The organism is Micromonospora sp. ATLC16, assembly GCF_057196645.1.
On the sequence record NZ_JBXUOW010000013.1, the window covers coordinates 18,993 to 36,031 of the forward strand.

Genomic DNA, 17,039 nt, shown 5'->3' on the forward strand with positions numbered 1-17,039 from the left:
CCGAGGAGCACAAACCACCGTGGCTGCCAACCGACCCGCGCACCCCGCACTTGACTGGTCCGACCTTGACCGCCGTGCCGTGGACACCGTCCGCGTCCTGGCCATGGATGCCGTGGAGAAATCCGGCAACGGCCACCCGGGCACCGCGATGAGCCTCGCTCCCGCGGCCTACCTGCTGTTCAACCGGGTGATGCGGCACAACCCCGCCGACCCGAACTGGCCCGGCCGGGACCGCTTCGTGCTCTCCGCCGGCCACTCCAGCCTGACGCTGTACATCCAGCTCTTCCTCGCCGGCTATCCGCTCAGCCTGGACGACCTCAGGTCGCTGCGGCAGTGGGGTTCACTCACCCCCGGGCACCCCGAGCACGGGCACACCCCCGGCGTGGAGACCACCACCGGCCCGCTCGGGCAGGGTCTGGGCAACGCCGTCGGGATGGCGATGGCGGCGCGGCGCGAACGCGGCCTGTTCGACCCGGAGGCCGAGGCCGGCCAGTCCGTCTTCGACCACCACATCTGGTGCATCGCCTCGGACGGCGACATCGAGGAGGGCATCAGCCACGAGGCCAGCGCCCTGGCCGCACACCAGCAGCTGGGCAACCTCTGCGTGATCTACGACGACAACGAGATCTCGATCGAGGACGACACCCGGATCGCGTTGAGCGAGGACGTGGCGGCCCGCTACGCCGCGTACGGCTGGCACGTGCAGCAGGTCGACTGGCGGCGCGGCGAGGCCGAGAAGAGCGACTACCACGAGAACGTCGACGAGTTGTACCAGGCACTGCTGGCCGCCAAGGCCGAGACCGGCCGTCCGTCGTTCATCGTCCTGCGCACCATCATCGGCTGGCCGGCACCGAACAAGCAGAACACCGGCAAGATCCACGGCTCCGCCCTGGGCGCCGACGAGGTGGCCGCCACCAAGGAGGTCCTCGGCTTCGACCCGGCCGTGTCGTTCGAGGTCTCCGAGGAGGTGCTGACCCACACCCGGACGGCCCTGAGCCGCGGGGAGGCCGAGCAGCGGAAGTGGACGACCACCTTCGACGCCTGGGCCAAGGCCAACCCGGAGCGCCGGGCGTTCTTCGACCGGCTGGCCGGTCGAATCCTGCCCGAGGGGTGGACCGACGCGCTGCCGGAGTTCCCGGCCGACGCCAAGGGCGTCGCCACCCGGGCCGCCTCCGGCAAGGTGCTGGCGGCGCTCGCGCCGGTGCTGCCCGAGCTGTGGGGCGGCTCGGCCGACCTGGCCGAGAGCAACAACACCACGATGAAGGGCGAGCCCTCCTTCGTCCCCAGTCAGTACGCCACCAAGGCGTTCCCCGGCCACGAGTACGGCCGGACGCTGCACTTCGGCATTCGCGAGCACGCCATGGGCGCGATCCTCAACGGCATCGCCCTGCACGGCGGCACCCGCCCGTACGGCGGCACCTTCCTGGTGTTCAGCGACTACATGCGGCCCTCCGTCCGGTTGGCCGCGTTGATGAAGCTCCCGGTGATCTACGTCTGGACGCATGACTCCATCGGCCTCGGCGAGGACGGCCCGACCCACCAGCCGGTGGAACAGCTGAGCGCGCTGCGGGCCATTCCCGGCCTGGACGTGGTCCGCCCGGCCGACGCCAACGAGACGGCCTGGGCCTGGCGGCAGGCCCTGGAGCACACCGACCGGCCGACCGCGTTGGCGCTGAGCCGGCAGCCGCTGCCGACGCTGGACCGCTCGCAGCTGGCCGGCGCGGAAGGCGTCACCAAGGGCGGCTACGTGCTGGCCGAGGCGTCCAACGGCAAGCCCGAAGTGATCATCGTCGGTACCGGCTCCGAGGTGCAGCTCTGCCTCACCGCCCGGGAGCGGCTGGAGGCCGACGGCACCCCCACCCGGGTCGTGTCGATGCCCTGCCAGGAGTGGTTCTTCGAGCAGGACGAGGCATACCGGGAGTCGGTGCTGCCGCGTGGGGTAAAGGTTCGGGTGAGCGTGGAGGCGGGCATCGCGATGTCCTGGCGCGGCATCGTCGGCGACTGCGGCGAGAGCGTCAGCCTGGAGCACTACGGCGCGAGTGCCCCGCACTCCGTGCTCTTCGAGCAGTTCGGCTTCACCCCGGACCGGATCGTCGCCGCCGCGCACGCGGCGCAGACCCGGGTCGGCGACATCACCGGTTTCACGACCGGCAACTGAGGGAGGCGTTGGCGCACATGACGACCGACAGGCTGGGCGAACTGACCGCCGCGGGAGTGGCGGTCTGGCTCGATGATCTTTCCCGGGTACGACTGAACTCCGGCGGGCTGGACCAGCTGCGCCGGGACAAGCACGTGGCCGGGGTCACCACCAACCCGACGATCTTCGCCAAGGCGTTGAGCGACGCCGACGAGTACGACTGGCAGCTGCGCGACCTGGCCTCCCGGGGCGTCGACGTGGAAGAGGCCGTCCGCATGCTCACCACGTACGACGTGCGGTGGGCCTGCGACGTGATGCGCCCGTCGTACGACTCCAGCGGGGGTGTCGACGGTCGGGTCTCCATCGAGGTCGATCCGCGCCTGGCCCACGACTCGCAGCGCACCGTGGCCGAGGCCCGGGCGTTGTGGTGGCTGGTCGACCGGCCGAACCTGTTCATCAAGATCCCGGCGACCGAGGCCGGCCTGCCGGCGATCACCGCGGCGCTGGCCGACGGCATCAGCGTCAACGTCACGCTCATCTTCGGCCTGGACCGCTACTCCCAGGTGATGGAGGCGTTCCTGGCCGGGCTGGAGCAGGCGAAGGCCAACGGCCACGACCTGAGCACGATCGGCTCGGTGGCCTCGTTCTTCGTGTCCCGGGTCGACAGCGAGGTCGACGCCCGGTTGGAGAAGATCGGCTCCACCGAGGCCAGGGCGCTACGCGGCAAGGCGGCGGTGGCGAACGCCCGATTGGCGTACGAGCGCTACAGCGAGGTCTTCGCCACCGACCGGTGGCGGGCGCTGGCCGATGCCGGCGCCCATCCGCAGCGTCCACTGTGGGCCTCCACCTCGACCAAGAACCCGGACTACCGGGACGTCATCTACGTCGAGGAGCTGATCGCGCCCGGCACGGTGAACACCATGCCGGAGTCGGTCATCCACGCGTACGCCGAGCACGGCGAAACCCACCCGGACACGATCACCGGCGCGTACGACGACGCCCGGGGCGTCTTCGCCACCCTGGAGTCGGTGGGCGTGGACCTGGCCGACGTGATCACCACGCTGGAGCGGGAGGGCGTGGAGAAGTTCGAGGCGAGCTGGCAGGAACTGCTCGGCGGCGTCCAGAAGTCACTGGCCGCCGCCGATCAGGGCAGCAGCAACCCCAGCGACGCCGCCCGTGGCAACGCCGACGCCGCCGCACGCGCCGGGGGCAATGCGTGACGTTGTCGTCCGGCAGTACTCACGCCGCCACCCGCACCGGGTGGCGGCGTGAGTCGGCGGTGGTACCCGAGTGGCTCACAGGTGGATAGCTGTCTTCAGACAACCGGTACGGTCGACGTCGATCTACCGGTGCCCGAAACCCGTACCCCTGTGCGGGGTCACCGCGACCGGGCGGCGTCGCCGGCCGGTCGGGACCATCCACTGCCGTGCCGGCATCCGACCGGGCGGTCGGCGGACCCGGCCCGGCCGTCCGGCGTGATGGGTTCGTTACGGGCATGACGATGAACGACGTGGACGAGCGGAGCGAGGAGGCGGCGTGAACCCGCTGCGCGACCCGCAGGACCGGCGACTCCCTCGGATCCCGGAGCCGTGCGCTCTGGTGATCTTCGGGGTGACCGGCGACCTGGCCCAGAAAAAACTGCTACCTGCGGTCTACGACCTGGCCAACCGGGGGCTGCTACCGCCCGGCTTCGTGATCGTCGGGTTCGCCCGGCGGGACTGGGGCGACGGCGACTTCGCTGTGGTGGCCCGGGAGGCGGCCAGGGCCCACTCCCGGACACCGTGGCGGGAGGAGGTGTGGTCGCGACTCGAACAAAACATCAAGTTCGTCGGTGGGTCGTTCGACGACGACACCGCCTTCGACAATCTCGCGCGCTGCCTGGACGGTCTGCGCGACAGCCACGGCATCCACGGCAACGTCGCCTTCTACTTCTCCATCCCGCCGGCGGCGTTCCCGGTGGTGCTCAAACAGCTGGCCCGCACCAGCATGGCCGACAACGAGAAGTGCGGCGGCTGGCGCCGGGTGGTGGTGGAGAAGCCGTTCGGCAACGACCTGCCCTCGGCCAAGGCGCTCAACGACCTGGTCGACGACGTCTTCACCCGGCAGGACGTCTTCCGCATCGACCACTACCTGGGCAAGGAGACGGTCCAGAACATCCTCGCGCTGCGCTTCGCCAACAGCCTCTTCGAGCCGCTGTGGAACTCGCAGTACGTCGACTCGGTGCAGATCACCATGGCCGAGGATGTCGGGATCGGCAGCCGGGCCGGCTTCTACGACTCGGTCGGCACCGCCCGCGACGTGTTGCAGAACCACCTGCTGCAACTGCTCGCCCTGGTGGCGATGGAGGAACCGACTAGCTTCGATGCCGACGAGATCCGGGCCGAGAAGCTCAAGGTGCTCAAGGCCATCACGCTGCCGAAGGACGTCGGCGACGGCACGGTACGCGGTCAGTACCTGCCCGGCTGGGTCGGCGGGCAGCGGGCCAGAGGCTACCTGGAGGAGGACGGCGTCCCGTCGACGTCGACCACCGAGACGTACGTGGCGGTGCGGCTCGGCATCCAGAACCGCCGGTGGGCGGAGGTGCCGTTCTACATCCGGGCCGGCAAGCGGCTGCCGCGGCGGGTCACCGAGGTCGCGGTGATGTTCAAGCAGGCGCCGCACCTGCCGTTCACCGCTGCCGACATGGAGATGCTCGGCAACAACCAGCTGGTGATCCGGGTCCAGCCGGACGAGGGCGTGGTGCTCAAGTTCGGTTCGAAGGTACCCGGCACCACAATGGAGGTCCGCGACATCGCGATGGACTTCCAGTACGGCGAGGCGTTCACCGAGTCCAGCCCGGAGGCGTACGAGCGGCTGGTGCTGGACGTGCTGATCGGCGACCGGACGCTGTTCCCCGACGCCGCCGAGGTCGAGCAGAGCTGGGCCGTGGTGGACCCGCTGGAGCACGCCTGGGAGGGCACGAAGCCCGAGCCCTACCGGTCCGGCGAGTGGGGCCCTCGGGCCGCCGACGAGATGCTGGCCCGCGAGGGCCGGGCCTGGCGGCGGGCGTGAGCGAGCGAATCATCGGGCTCAGCAGCGCCGCGGCTTGCGCCGCCGGTGAGCGGAGCGAGGCGACGCGAGGCGAGCGAAGCAGGAGGCTGCGGTGATCGGACTGTGGGACACCACCGGTAACGAGGTGGTCAAGGCGCTCGCCGCGGAACGGCGCAGCGCCGGCGGGGTGGCCAGTGGCATGGCGTTGACCCTGATCGTGGTGGTCGACGAGAAGCGGGTTCGTGAGGCGGAGGCGGCGGCCACCATCGCCGCCGCCGCGCACCCGTGCCGGCTGCTGGTGGTGGTCCGCTCCGACGTGGACCGGGACCGCAACCGGCTCGACGCGGAGATCGTGGTCGGCGGCCGGCTCGGCCCCTGCGAGGCCGTGGTGATGCGGATGTACGGGCGTCTGGCGCTGCACGCCGAGTCCGTGGTGATGCCGCTGCTGGTGCCGGACGTGCCGGTGGTCACCTGGTGGCACGGTGAGCCGCCGGAGGAGATCGCCACCGACTACCTCGGTGTGGTCGCGGACCGGCGCATCACCGACTCCGCGCAGGCCGCCGACCCGATCGCGGCGCTGCGGCAGCGGGCCCGCGACTACGTCTCGGGCGACACCGACCTCGCCTGGACCAGGATCACGCCGTGGCGCACCCTGGTGGCCGGCGCCTTCGACACCACGGACGCGCAGCTGACCGAGGCGGTGGTGGTCGCACCGCCGACCGACCCGACTGCCGCGCTGATGCGGGGCTGGCTGCGTAGCCGGCTCGGTATCAAGCCGCGCTGGGATCGCACCCGGGAGTTTCCCCGGATGCGGGAGGTCCAGCTGCGCTGCGCCAACGGTGACGAGTTGACGCTGACCCGCGAAGACAGCGTGGCCACGTTCCGGCGTGCCGGCCAGGAGGACCGTATCCTGCCGCTGGTGCGCCGGCCGCTCGGCGACGAACTGGCCGAGGAACTGCGTCGGCTCGGCACCGACCAGGTGTACGCGGAGGCGTTGGGCGCGTTCGCCGGGATCAGCAACCTGGATCGACGGCCCAGCCAGCGGGTGCACGTGTGGAAGGATCCGGCCACCGCCCAGCGGGCCGAGGCCGGCGTCACCGCGCACGCCACGACGAACACCGGCTCCTGACCCTCCCACCCCTCCGGTACCACGACACCGACCGTTACGCGGTCGCGGAAGGACACCATGAGTGAGGCGAGTGTCGCCGTCCACGCCAACGCCGACCTGCTGGCGCAGGCGGTCGCGGCCCGACTGGTGGTACGACTGCTCGACGCCCAGGCCGAACGCGGCCAGGCGTCGGTGGTACTCACCGGCGGTCGGATCGCCGCGGCGGTCTACCGGGCGGTGGGCGCACTGCCCGCCCGGGACGCGGTCGACTGGTCCCGGGTCGACTTCTGGTGGGGCGACGAGCGGTTCCTGCCCGCCGGCGACCCGGAACGCAACGAGACCCAGGCCCGCGCGGCGCTGCTCGACGCGCTGCCGGTGGACCCGGCCCGGATCCACGCCATGCCGGCCTCGGACGAGGGTGCCGACCCGGAGGAAGCCGCCGCCCGGTACGCCGCCGAACTCGCCCGGTCGGCCCGGCCCGGCACCGCCGTGCTGCCCCACTTCGACGTGCTGATGCTCGGCGTCGGCGAGGACGGGCACGTCGCCTCGGTCTTCCCGGAGCACCCGGTGCACTACGACAGCCGACCGGTCAGCGCGGTGCGGGGCAGCCCGAAGCCACCGCCGGTACGCATCACCCTCACCCTTCCGACGATCAACACCGCCGAGGAGGTGTGGCTCGTGGCCGGCGGCGGTGACAAGGCCCACGCGGTCGGCATGGCGCTGGCCGGTGCCGGCCCGGTGCAGGTGCCGGCGGCCGGCGTGCAGGGCACCGGGCGTACCCTCTGGCTGCTGGACCGGGCCGCGGCGGCCGACCTGCCGGCCCGCTTCCGCAGCCTGCGCTGAGGAAGACGGCGGCGACCGCCCCTAGCTTCGGCTGCCGCGGCGCCGGCGTAACGCGGCGAGGGCCTCGGCGAGGATCGCCTCCCCCTCAGCCTCGGTACGCCGTTCCTTCACGTACGCCAGATGGGTCTTGTACGGCTCGGCCCGGGTCCGGCCCGGCGGGTCCTGGGCGTCCTGCCCGGCGGGCAGCCCACAACGCGGGCAGTCCCAGACGGTCGGTGCCGCCACGTCGGCGACGATCCGGATGTCCGTGCGGTGCCCGTTGCGGCACCAGTAGCTGACCGACCGGCACGGGACCGGCTGGTGGCGTTCAGGGGGACGCGGGGGCGCGGACCCGACGCGGGCGCCCCGGATGACGTGGCCGTTCGGCACGGCGCTGACTCCTGTCGTCGGAGGGGGACCGCCGTCGTGGGGGTGGACGGCGGGCGACGCGGTGCAGCGGGTGAAACGGACTGCGCGCGGCCCGTCGGTGACGGACCGCGCGCAGATTGTACGCCTCGGGGGGTCGAATCAGACGCCCGTACCCACCTCAAGCCGGAGCCAGAGACCGATCCCGATGATGCAGGCGAACCAGACGATGCCCACCAGGACGGTGTAGCGGTCCAGGTTTTTCTCGGCCACTGACGATCCGGCCAGGCTGGAGCTGACACCACCGCCGAACATGCTGGACATCCCACCGCCCTTACCGCGGTGCAGCAGGATGAGTAGGACGAGCAGGACGCTCGTGATGACCAGCAACACGATCAACGTGTAGGCGAACCAGATCGGCATGGCGGGGGTCAGTCCTCTCGTTACGATCCTCGCCCGGACAGTTCGGGCACGGCGGCACCGACCGGCGGACGGGCGGAGTCAAGGATAGCGAGCGATCAGCCGGTGATGTGCTCCGGGAACCGGCAGATCTTCGCGAACTCCTCGGCGTCCAGGCTGGCGCCGCCCACCAGGGCGCCGTCCACGTCCGGCTGAGCCATGATCGAGGCGACGTTCGACGACTTGACCGAGCCGCCGTAGAGGATCCGCACGCCGTCGGCGGTGGCCTGGTCCACGGTGTCGGCCAGCCGTGCCCGCAGCGCGCCGCACACCTCCTGGGCGTCCTCCGGGGTGGCGGTCTTGCCGGTGCCGATCGCCCAGACCGGCTCGTACGCGACCACCACGCGGAGGATCTGCTCCGGGTTGAGCCCCTTGAGCGCCGCGTCGAGCTGATCGGTGCAGTGCGCCACGTGGGTTCCCTGCTCCCGGACGTCCAGCCCCTCCCCTACGCAGATGATCGGGGTGAGCCCGTGGGTCAGCGCCGCCCGCACCTTGGCGCCCACCAACGCGTCGTCCTCACGGTGGTACTGCCGCCGCTCGGAGTGCCCGACCGCCACGTACGTGCAGCCGAGCTTGGCCAGCATCGCGCCGGAGATCTCTCCGGTGTACGCGCCGGAGGCGTGCGGTGACAGGTCCTGTCCGCCGTAGCCGACGAGCAGCTTGTCGCCCTCCACCACGGTCTGCACCGTGCGCAGGTCGGTGAACGGCGGCAGTACCACCGTCTCCACCTCGGTCAGCTGCTTCTCGGTGAGGCTGGCCGCCAGCTTCTGCACCAGCAGGTTGGCCTCGAGGTGGTTGAGGTTCATCTTCCAGTTGCCGGCCATCAGCGGCCGGCGGGGAGCGCTCGCCATCAGTTCTCCAGAGCCGCGATGCCGGGGAGGGTCTTGCCCTCCAGGTACTCCAGGGACGCGCCACCGCCGGTGGAGATGTGCCCGAAGGACTTCTCGTCCAGGCCCAGGGCCCGCACCGCGGCGGCTGAGTCACCACCACCGACCACACTGAACGCGTCCGAGCCGGCGATCGCCTCGGCCACCCCACGGGTGCCGTGCGCAAACGCGGGCATCTCGAACACGCCCATCGGGCCGTTCCAGAAGATCGTCCGGGCACCCTTGAGCGCGGCGGCGAAGCCCGCCACCGTCTTCGGGCCGACGTCCAACCCCACCCGCTTGCTGGGGATGCCCTCGGCCGGCACGGTGTCGTGCGCCGCGTCCGGGGCGAACGCGTCGGCGGCCACCACGTCGACCGGGAGCATGATCTTGCCCTCGGAACGCTCCAGCAGGTTGCGGCAGGTCTCCACCATCTCCGCCTCCAGCAGGGATGAGCCGACCTCGTGGCCCTGGGCCTTGAGGAAGGTGAAGCACATGCCACCACCGATGAGCAGCCGGTCGACCTTGGGCAGCAGCGCCTCGATCACGGCGAGCTTGTCGGAGACCTTCGACCCGCCGAGCACCACCACGTACGGCCGCTCGGGGTCGCCGGTGAGCTTCGACAGCACCTCCACCTCGCGCAGCACCAACCGGCCGGCGAAGTGCGGCAGCCGGGCGGGCACGTCGTGGACGCTCGCGTGCTTGCGGTGCACCGCCCCGAACGCGTCGTCGACGTACACGTCACCGAGCGCGGCGAGCTGGTCGGCGAAGGCGGCCCGCTCGGCGTCGTCCTTGCTGGTCTCACCCTTGTTGAAGCGGAGGTTCTCCAGCAGCGCCACCTCGCCGTCGGCGAGCGCCGTCACCGTCGCCCGGGCGGACTCGCCGACCGTGTCGGTGGCGGCGTGCACCGGCGTGCCGAGCAGCTCGCCGAGCCGCCCGGCGACCGGGGCGAGGCTGAACTGCGGATCCGGCGCGCCCTTCGGCCGGCCCAGGTGGGAGCAGACGACCACCTTGGCGCCGGCCTCGGTCAGCGCGCCGAGGGTCGGCAGCACGGCCCGGATCCGGCCGTCGTCCGTGATCGCACCGGTCTGCTTGTCGAGCGGGACGTTCAGGTCGGCGCGCACCAGCACGCGCCGACCCGAAACCCCCTCGGCGAGCAGATCGTCGAGGTTACGGATGCTCACAGCGACGAACCAACCAGCTTCACCAGGTCGACCAGGCGGTTCGAGTAGCCCCACTCGTTGTCGTACCAGCCGACGACCTTGACCTGGTTGCCGATGACCTTGGTCAGCGGCGCGTCGAAGATGCACGACGCCGGGTCGGTGACGATGTCGGCGGAGACGATCGGGTCCTCGTTGTAGGTCAGGATCCCCCGCAGCGGGCCCTCGGCGGCGGCCTTCAGCGCGGCGTTGACCTCGTCCACCGAGGTCTCCCGACCGACCGTGACGGTGAGGTCGGTGGCGGAGCCGGTCGGGATCGGCACCCGCAGCGCGTACCCGTCGAGCTTACCCTTGAGGTCCGGCAGCACCAGGCCGATGGCCTTCGCCGCGCCGGTCGAGGTCGGCACGATGTTCAGCGCGGCGGCCCGGGCCCGACGCAGGTCCTTGTGCGGCGCGTCCTGCAGGTTCTGGTCCTGGGTGTACGCGTGGATCGTGGTCATCAGACCCTGCTGGATGCCGAACGTGTCGTGCAGCACCTTCGCCATCGGCGCCAGGCAGTTGGTGGTGCAGGAGGCGTTCGAGATGATGTTGTGGCTGGCCGGGTCGTACTGGCCGTCGTTGACGCCCATCACGACCGTGACGTCCTCGTTCTTCGCCGGAGCGGAGATGATGACCTTCTTGGCCCCGCCGTCGATGTGCGCCTTGGCCTTGGTGGCGTCGGTGAAGAAGCCGGTCGACTCGATGACCACGTCCGCGCCGACGTCGCCCCACGGCAGCGCCGCCGGGTCCTTCTCGGCGTACGCCTTGATGGACTTGCCACCGACGGTGATCTCGTCGGCGGTGGCCTTGACCTCCTGCGGGAGGCGGCCCAGGATGCTGTCGTACTTGAGCAGGTGGGCGAGCGTCGCGTTGTCGGTCAGGTCGTTGACGGCCACGACCTCGACGTCAGCGCCGGACGCCAGCACTGCCCGGAAGAAGTTACGGCCGATCCGGCCGAAGCCGTTGATGCCAACCCGGATGGTCACAGGTCCCATCTCCTCGCGTTCTGGTCCGCCGGCGTGGAGACCCTCGGCCGGCGAAAAGGTGTGCGCCGACCGTTGGAGCCGGCCGTTGACGGTTCATCCCGGCCACCCCGCCGCGGTCCAGGGGACCGGACCGCCGTCGAGGCGGTGGGTACGGCGGGAGCGCCGGTGCCGGCCCCCTTGCCGTACGCAGCGACCCTATCCGAGCGCGCCGAGCCACGCTGCGCCGGGTGGTCGCCCCGCCGTCCTATCAGACCACGAGCATGTCGGGCGTGACGGCCGCTTCGGTATCCGGGATGCCGAGGTCGCGGGCCCGCTTGTCGGCCAGCGCCAACAGCCGACGGATCCGCCCGGCGATGGCGTCCTTGGTCAGTGGCGGGTCGGCCAGCGCGCCCAACTCCTCCAGGGACGCCTGCCGGTGCTCCAGGCGCAGCCGGCCGGCCGAGGTCAGGTGCTCCGGCGCATCGTCGGCGAGGATCTCCAACGCCCGGGTCACCCGGGCCGCGGCGGCGACCGCCGCTCGGGCCGAACGCCGCAGGTTGGCGTCGTCGAAGTTCGCCAGCCGGTTGGCCGTCGCCCGCACCTCGCGCCGGACCCGGCGCTCCTCCCAGGCCAGCACGCTGGAGTGGGCACCGATCCGGGTGAGCAGCGCGGCGATCGCGTCGCCGTCCTTCACCACCACCCGGTCGACGCCGCGCACCTCACGGTTCTTGGCGGTGATGCCCAGCCGCCGGGCCGCACCGACAAGCGCCAACGCCGACTCCGGTCCGGGACAGGTGATCTCCAGGGCGCTGGAGCGACCCGGCTCGGTCAACGAGCCGTGCGCCATGAACGCGCCCCGCCAGGCGGACACCGCGCAGCAGACGCTGGCGGCGACGACGTGCGGCGGTAGCCCCCGCACCGGCCGGCCGCGCACGTCGAGCAGCCCGGTCTGCCGGGCCAGGGCCTCACCGTCCTTGACGACGCGGACGATGAAATGGCTGCCCTTGCGCAGGCCACCGGAGGCGAGCACGTGGATCTCGCTCGGGTAGCCGTAGACCTCGGCGATCTCGCGCCGCAGCCGCCGGGCCACCGCGCCGGTGTCGAGCTCGGCCTCCACCACCACCCGCCCCGACACGATGTGCAGGCCACCGGCGAACCGCAGCAGCGCCGCCATCTCCGCCCGCCGGCAGCAGGGCTTGGGCACGTCGACCCGACTCAGCTCGTCCTTGACCGCAGCCGTCATCGCCATTGTGCGTCCCCTCACGGACCGGTTCCGGCGTGTCGCCGGAGATTACGTACGTGTCTAACGATCGGCGCCCAGTACAGGCACCAGGGCGGCGCCCAGAGCAGCCGGATCATGACGGGGCGTGCCGTCGTCGACCGCGACGGGAGCGAGGACCAGCCGGGCTCCCAGGGATTCTGCCGCACCGTGGACCGGTTCGGGGTCACCGACCGCCTTCGCGTCGGCGAGCACGAAGTCGACCGTCAGCTCCGGCAGGTACCAGCGCAGCGCCGCCAGGTGATCGGCGACGGAGAGACCGAGGGTCTCCTTCTCGGCGGCGAGGTTGAGGGTGACCAGCCGCCGAGCCGGGCTGGCCAGGATCGCCGCGGCCAGCTGCGGCACCAGCAAATGCGGCAGCACGCTGGTGTACCAGCTGCCCGGCCCGAAGATCAGCCAGTCGGCGGCGCCGATCGCGGCGACCGCCTCGACACACGCCGCCGGCGCCTGCGGGGTGAGCCGCAGCGACTCGACCCGGCCCGTGGTGACCGCGACCTGGTGCTGTCCGCGTACGGTGCTCACCTCGTCGTGGCGTGCCGGGTCGGCCCCGCGGACCCGGGCCTCGATGTCGACCGGCTGACGGGACATCGGCAGCACCCGGCCGACCGAGCCGAGCATCGCCCCCGCGTGCTCCAGGGCGGCCACCGAATCGCCGAGCAGCTCCATCAGCCCGCAGAGCACCAGGTTGCCCACCGCGTGCCCGGCCAACCCGTCGACCCGGCCGCCTGCCGTCAGCTCCGCGAAGCGGTGCTGGAACAGCCCCGCGCTGCGCCGGGTGGCGGGGTGGTCCCCGGCCAAGGCCACCAGTGCCTGTCGCAGGTCACCGGGGGGCAGTCCGCCCCGTTCGGCGCGCAGCCGGCCGCTGGAGCCGCCGTCGTCGCCGACGGTCACCACCGCCGTGATGTCCAGATCCAGCTCCGGCGCGCAGCGCCGCAACGCCCGCAGCGAGGCGGACAGGCCGTGCCCGCCGCCGAACGCCACCACCCGGATCGTCATTCCCGCCCCAGGTCGCGGTGCTGGGCGTTGGCGGCCAGCCCGGCGCGGCGCAGCCGGGCCGCCAGCTCCTCGGCTATCGCCACGCTGCGGTGCTTGCCGCCGGTGCAACCGACCGCCACGGTCAGGTACCGCTTGCCCTCGCGCTCGAAGCCGGGCGTGGTGGCGTTCACCAGATCCGCGTACCCGTCGACGAAGGCGTCCGCGCCCTCCTGCCCCAGCACGTACGCGCTGACCGCCTCCTCGCGCCCGGTGTGCTCACGCAACTCGGGCACCCAGTACGGGTTGGGCAGGAACCGGGCGTCCATCACGAAGTCGGCGTCCGGCGGCAGGCCGTACTTGAAGCCGAAGGAGATCACCGTCAGCCGCAACCGGCGGGCGTCCTCCCCGCCGAACAGCTCCTCGACCCGACGGCGCAGCTGGTTCACGTTCAGGTGGCTGGTGTCGATGATGACGTCGGCCTGGTCGCGGGCCTCCTCCAGCAGCCCCCGCTCGACGGCGATGCCGTCGGCGAGCCGGCCGTCGCCCTGCAACGGATGCGAGCGCCGCACGCTCTCGAACCGGCGGATCAGCACCTCGTCGTCGGCATCGACGAATACCACCCGGGGGGCGTAGCCACGCTCCTTCAGCTCCCGGATCGCTTCGGCCAGATCGGTGGAGAAGGCCCGGGAACGCACGTCCAGCACCATCGCGGTACGCCGGGCCGCCCCACCCGCCTTCACGGCCAGCTCGGCCATGTCCAGCAGCAGCGCCTGCGGCAGGTTGTCGACGACGTAGAAGCCCACGTTCTCCAGTGCCCGGGCCACCGTGCTGCGTCCACCGCCGGACAGCCCGGTGACCACGACCAGCGTGGTGTCCGTCTCGGCGGCGGGCACCGCGGTCTGCTCACCGGGTACGCCCGTACGGTGACCGGTCGTGTGCGCCTCGCCCACCCGTCTGCCCCTCCAACCGTGCTGCCCCGACCGATCCGGCCGGGCATGGTCAAGCAGCGACTCTAGCTCGCCGGTGTCCGGTGCCGGTGGACGCACCGCCGCCGCGTCGAAGGGCCGTCGGAGGCGCGCACCCGTCGTGTCGGCTGACTGACGGCGCGCGACGCGCGACACGGCTATCCTCCTGCCATGGGCAGGCACGGGGCGCGGCTGCGCTGGGTGGTTGCCCTGGTGTCGGTCACCATCGCCGTGCTGGCCACGGTGGACCGCTACGTCGACCGGGAACGCGAGTGGGCACGGGGCGGCGACCAGGTGACGGTGACCGTCGAGGCCGTGCTGCCGGAGCCGGACGGGGTGACGGACGCGGTCGTCGCGCTGGGCTGGCCGGAGCCGGTGGACAACGTCATCGGCGACCCGGACCGGCAGTCCGTGGTGCTGCGGCTGCGCTGGTCCGGGCCGCACCACCAGGGCCACTACCAGGTCATCCTGCTCGACGGCCGGGTGGAACCCGCCCGGGTGGTGCAGCCGTACGCCGGCTGGGACCGCGACGGCGACACCGGTTCCAACTGGGCCGGAGCGTACGACGTGCTCGCCGAGCGGTATGCCTGGCTCGCCGACACCGCCACCCGCGAGGACCCCGAGGGCACGTTCACCACCCCGGACAACGTCGGCGCGGTGGGCACCCGCGCGACCGCCACCGGCAGCCTGGTCGCCGTCTTCCGAATGGTGCCCGGCGCCCTGCCGTTGACCGACCCGTCGCGTCTGGCGGTGGCGTTCTGCCACGTCGACCCCGACGGTGACGTGCGCTGGGCCAAGCGCGTCCCCGTCCCGCAGACCCCGTGACCCGCTCGGCTCGCACCGTGGCACCGTAGGTCGTCGACACGCCGAGGCGACCGCGCCGGAACTGCCACAGATGCAGCGCCGAAGACAGCCGCTCGTAGAATCCTCGGATGGTCTCCCCCGCCGACGTGAGCGTCACCGATCTGGCCGCCTCCGACGCGCCCACCGGCGAGAAGGTGACCGCGACGCTCGAGGTGCTGCGGCGGGTGTTCGGGTACGACGCTTTCCGGGGCTTCCAGCGGGAGGTCATCGACCACGTGGTTGCCGGCGGCGACGCGCTGGTGCTGATGCCCACCGGCGGCGGCAAGTCGTTGTGCTACCAGATTCCCGCGCTGGTGCGCGACGGCGTCGCGGTGGTGGTCTCGCCGCTGATCGCGCTGATGCAGGACCAGGTCGACGCGCTCACCGCGGTCGGGGTACGGGCCGGTTTCCTCAACTCCACCCTCGATCTGGACACCCGCCGGCTGGTCGAGGCGGAGTTCGTGGCCGGCGAGATCGACCTGCTCTACCTCGCGCCGGAGGCGCTGGCCAGCCGGGCCACCCTGAGCCTGCTGGACCGGGGTCGGATCAGCCTGTTCGCCATCGATGAGGCGCACTGCGTGTCGCAGTGGGGCCACGACTTCCGGCCCGACTACCTCAACCTGTCCATGCTGCACGAACGCTGGCCGGGCGTACCCCGCATCGCGCTGACCGCCACCGCGACCAGCGCCACCCGAACCGAGATCGCCACCCGCCTCAGCCTCACCGAGGCACGACACTTCGTGGCCAGCTTCGACCGGCCCAACATCCAGTACCGGATCGTGCCGAAGCGGGAGGCGCGCAAGCAGCTGCTCGCCCTGCTGCGCGACGAACATCCCGGCGAGGCGGGCATCATCTACTGCCTGTCCCGCGCCTCGGTGGAGAAGACCGCCGACTTCCTGGTCGCCAACGGCATCGACGCCCTGCCCTACCACGCCGGTCTGGACGCGGGCACCCGCGCCGCCAACCAGCAGCGTTTCCTGCGCGCCGACGGCGTGGTGATGGTGGCGACGATCGCCTTCGGGATGGGCATCGACAAGCCTGACGTGCGGTTCGTCGCCCATCTCGACCTACCGAAGTCGGTCGAGGGCTACTACCAGGAGACCGGCCGCGCCGGCCGCGACGGGTTACCGTCGACCGCCTGGCTGGCGTACGGGCTTCAGGACGTGGTCCAGCAGCGGAAGATGATCGACACCTCCGAGGGTGACCTGGCGCACCGGCGCAACCTCGCCGCCCATCTCGACGCGATGCTGGCGCTCTGCGAGACGGTCCGCTGCCGCCGGGCGCAGTTGTTGGAGTACTTCGGTGAGCCGGCCACCGGCGGCTGCGGCAACTGCGACACCTGTCTGGAGCCGCCCGAGTCCTGGGACGGCACGGTGGCCGCGCAGAAACTGCTCTCCACCGTCTTCCGGCTGGACCGGGAGCGCAACCAGCGATTCGGCGCCGGGCACTGCATCGACATCCTGCTGGGTCGCAGCACCGACAAGATCACCCAGCATCGGCACGACTCGCTCACCGTGTTCGGCATCGGCGGGGAGCTGAGCGAGGCGGAGTGGCGCGGCGTGGTTCGACAACTGCTCGCCGAGGGACTGCTCACCGTCGAGGGCGACTACGGCACCCTGACGCTCACCGACGCCAGCGCCGAGGTGCTCGGCCGGCGGCGCACCGTGATGCTGCGCCGCGAGGCGGCACGCCCGACGAAGGCGGCCAAGCCCCGGGGCGCGGCCACCGTGGTCGCCGAGCTGCCGGCGGAGGCGGCCGGCACGTTCGAACGGCTGCGGGCCTGGCGGGCGGCCACCGCGAAGGAGCAGGGCGTACCCGCGTACGTCATCTTCCACGACGCGACGCTGCGCCAGATCGCCGCCGACGCGCCGTCGTCGCTGGCCGAGCTGTCCCGGATCAGCGGCGTCGGCGACAACAAGCTGGCCAAGTACGGCGAGCAGCTCCTCGGAGTGCTCGCCGCCCCCGCCTGAGGTGCCATCCACTCCCATCACGATCTGCGCAACTTCGGGGATGTTGCTCTCTCAG

The 17,039-nt window shown here is 71.6% G+C and carries 15 protein-coding genes; 7 read left to right on the plus strand and 8 right to left on the minus strand.

The features are described 5' to 3' along the window. Nucleotides 1-19: 19 nt before the first annotated feature. The 5 genes from tkt to pgl all read left to right on the plus strand — a co-directional run bounded on the left by tkt (nt 20) and on the right by pgl (nt 7,118). A complete protein-coding gene (gene tkt / locus AC2CHE_RS08030; RefSeq protein WP_484504258.1) occupies nt 20-2,158 on the plus strand; it encodes a transketolase in 2,139 nt (712 codons plus the stop codon). Between the two features lie 17 nt (nt 2,159-2,175). Further along, nucleotides 2,176-3,357: a transaldolase gene (tal, locus tag AC2CHE_RS08035; protein ID WP_484504259.1), complete on the plus strand. Its 1,182-nt coding sequence runs from the start codon at nt 2,176-2,178 to the stop codon at nt 3,355-3,357. A 316-nt stretch (nt 3,358-3,673) separates the two neighbouring features. Further along, nucleotides 3,674-5,188: a glucose-6-phosphate dehydrogenase gene (gene zwf / locus AC2CHE_RS08040; RefSeq protein WP_484504260.1), complete on the plus strand. Its 1,515-nt coding sequence runs from the start codon at nt 3,674-3,676 to the stop codon at nt 5,186-5,188. A gap of 91 nt (nt 5,189-5,279) precedes the next feature. After that, nucleotides 5,280-6,296 (plus strand): glucose-6-phosphate dehydrogenase assembly protein OpcA, encoded by a 1,017-nt coding sequence (locus AC2CHE_RS08045; protein ID WP_484504261.1) that lies wholly within the window; start codon nt 5,280-5,282, stop codon nt 6,294-6,296. Nucleotides 6,297-6,353: 57 nt separating this feature from the next. Next, nucleotides 6,354-7,118, plus strand: coding sequence for a 6-phosphogluconolactonase (gene pgl, locus AC2CHE_RS08050; RefSeq protein WP_484504262.1), 765 nt, complete (start codon nt 6,354-6,356; stop codon nt 7,116-7,118). A gap of 21 nt (nt 7,119-7,139) precedes the next feature. Here pgl and AC2CHE_RS08055 read toward each other — a convergent pair whose 3' ends face one another. The 8 genes from AC2CHE_RS08055 to rapZ all read right to left on the minus strand — a co-directional run bounded on the left by AC2CHE_RS08055 (nt 7,140) and on the right by rapZ (nt 14,099). Then, entirely contained in the window at nt 7,140-7,487 is a 348-nt protein-coding gene (locus AC2CHE_RS08055) for an RNA polymerase-binding protein RbpA (protein WP_484504263.1), read from the minus strand. Nucleotides 7,488-7,625: 138 nt separating this feature from the next. Continuing rightward, nucleotides 7,626-7,886 (minus strand): preprotein translocase subunit SecG, encoded by a 261-nt coding sequence (gene secG / locus AC2CHE_RS08060; protein WP_484504264.1) that lies wholly within the window; start codon nt 7,884-7,886, stop codon nt 7,626-7,628. Nucleotides 7,887-7,981: 95 nt separating this feature from the next. Beyond that, entirely contained in the window at nt 7,982-8,773 is a 792-nt protein-coding gene (gene tpiA, locus AC2CHE_RS08065; protein WP_484504265.1) for a triose-phosphate isomerase, read from the minus strand. Next, a complete protein-coding gene (locus AC2CHE_RS08070) occupies nt 8,773-9,972 on the minus strand; it encodes a phosphoglycerate kinase (protein WP_484504266.1) in 1,200 nt (399 codons plus the stop codon). The genes tpiA and AC2CHE_RS08070 overlap by 1 nt, the downstream gene beginning before the upstream one ends. Then, nucleotides 9,969-10,973 carry a type I glyceraldehyde-3-phosphate dehydrogenase gene (gene gap, locus AC2CHE_RS08075; RefSeq protein WP_281563824.1) on the minus strand — a complete coding sequence of 335 codons (1,005 nt, stop codon included), beginning with the start codon at nt 10,971-10,973 and terminating at the stop codon, nt 9,969-9,971. The genes AC2CHE_RS08070 and gap overlap by 4 nt, the downstream gene beginning before the upstream one ends. Nucleotides 10,974-11,220: 247 nt before the next feature. Further along, nucleotides 11,221-12,201, minus strand: a complete 981-nt coding sequence (gene whiA, locus AC2CHE_RS08080; protein WP_093401454.1) for a DNA-binding protein WhiA — start codon at nt 12,199-12,201, stop codon at nt 11,221-11,223. A gap of 54 nt (nt 12,202-12,255) precedes the next feature. Beyond that, the gene (locus tag AC2CHE_RS08085; protein ID WP_484504267.1) at nt 12,256-13,227 is read right to left on the minus strand and encodes a gluconeogenesis factor YvcK family protein; all 972 of its coding nucleotides are present in this window, start codon (nt 13,225-13,227) and stop codon (nt 12,256-12,258) included. After that, nucleotides 13,224-14,099 (minus strand): RNase adapter RapZ, encoded by an 876-nt coding sequence (rapZ, locus tag AC2CHE_RS08090; RefSeq protein WP_484504322.1) that lies wholly within the window; start codon nt 14,097-14,099, stop codon nt 13,224-13,226. The genes AC2CHE_RS08085 and rapZ overlap by 4 nt, the downstream gene beginning before the upstream one ends. 243 nt (nt 14,100-14,342) lie before the next feature. On the opposite strand from rapZ, the gene AC2CHE_RS08095 reads away from it, so the two are divergent. Together AC2CHE_RS08095 and recQ are read left to right on the plus strand one after the other, a co-directional pair. Next, nucleotides 14,343-14,996 (plus strand): hypothetical protein, encoded by a 654-nt coding sequence (locus tag AC2CHE_RS08095; RefSeq protein WP_484504269.1) that lies wholly within the window; start codon nt 14,343-14,345, stop codon nt 14,994-14,996. Nucleotides 14,997-15,103: 107 nt separating this feature from the next. Next, the gene (gene recQ, locus AC2CHE_RS08100; RefSeq protein WP_484504270.1) at nt 15,104-16,984 is read left to right on the plus strand and encodes a DNA helicase RecQ; all 1,881 of its coding nucleotides are present in this window, start codon (nt 15,104-15,106) and stop codon (nt 16,982-16,984) included. Nucleotides 16,985-17,039: the final 55 nt, after the last annotated feature.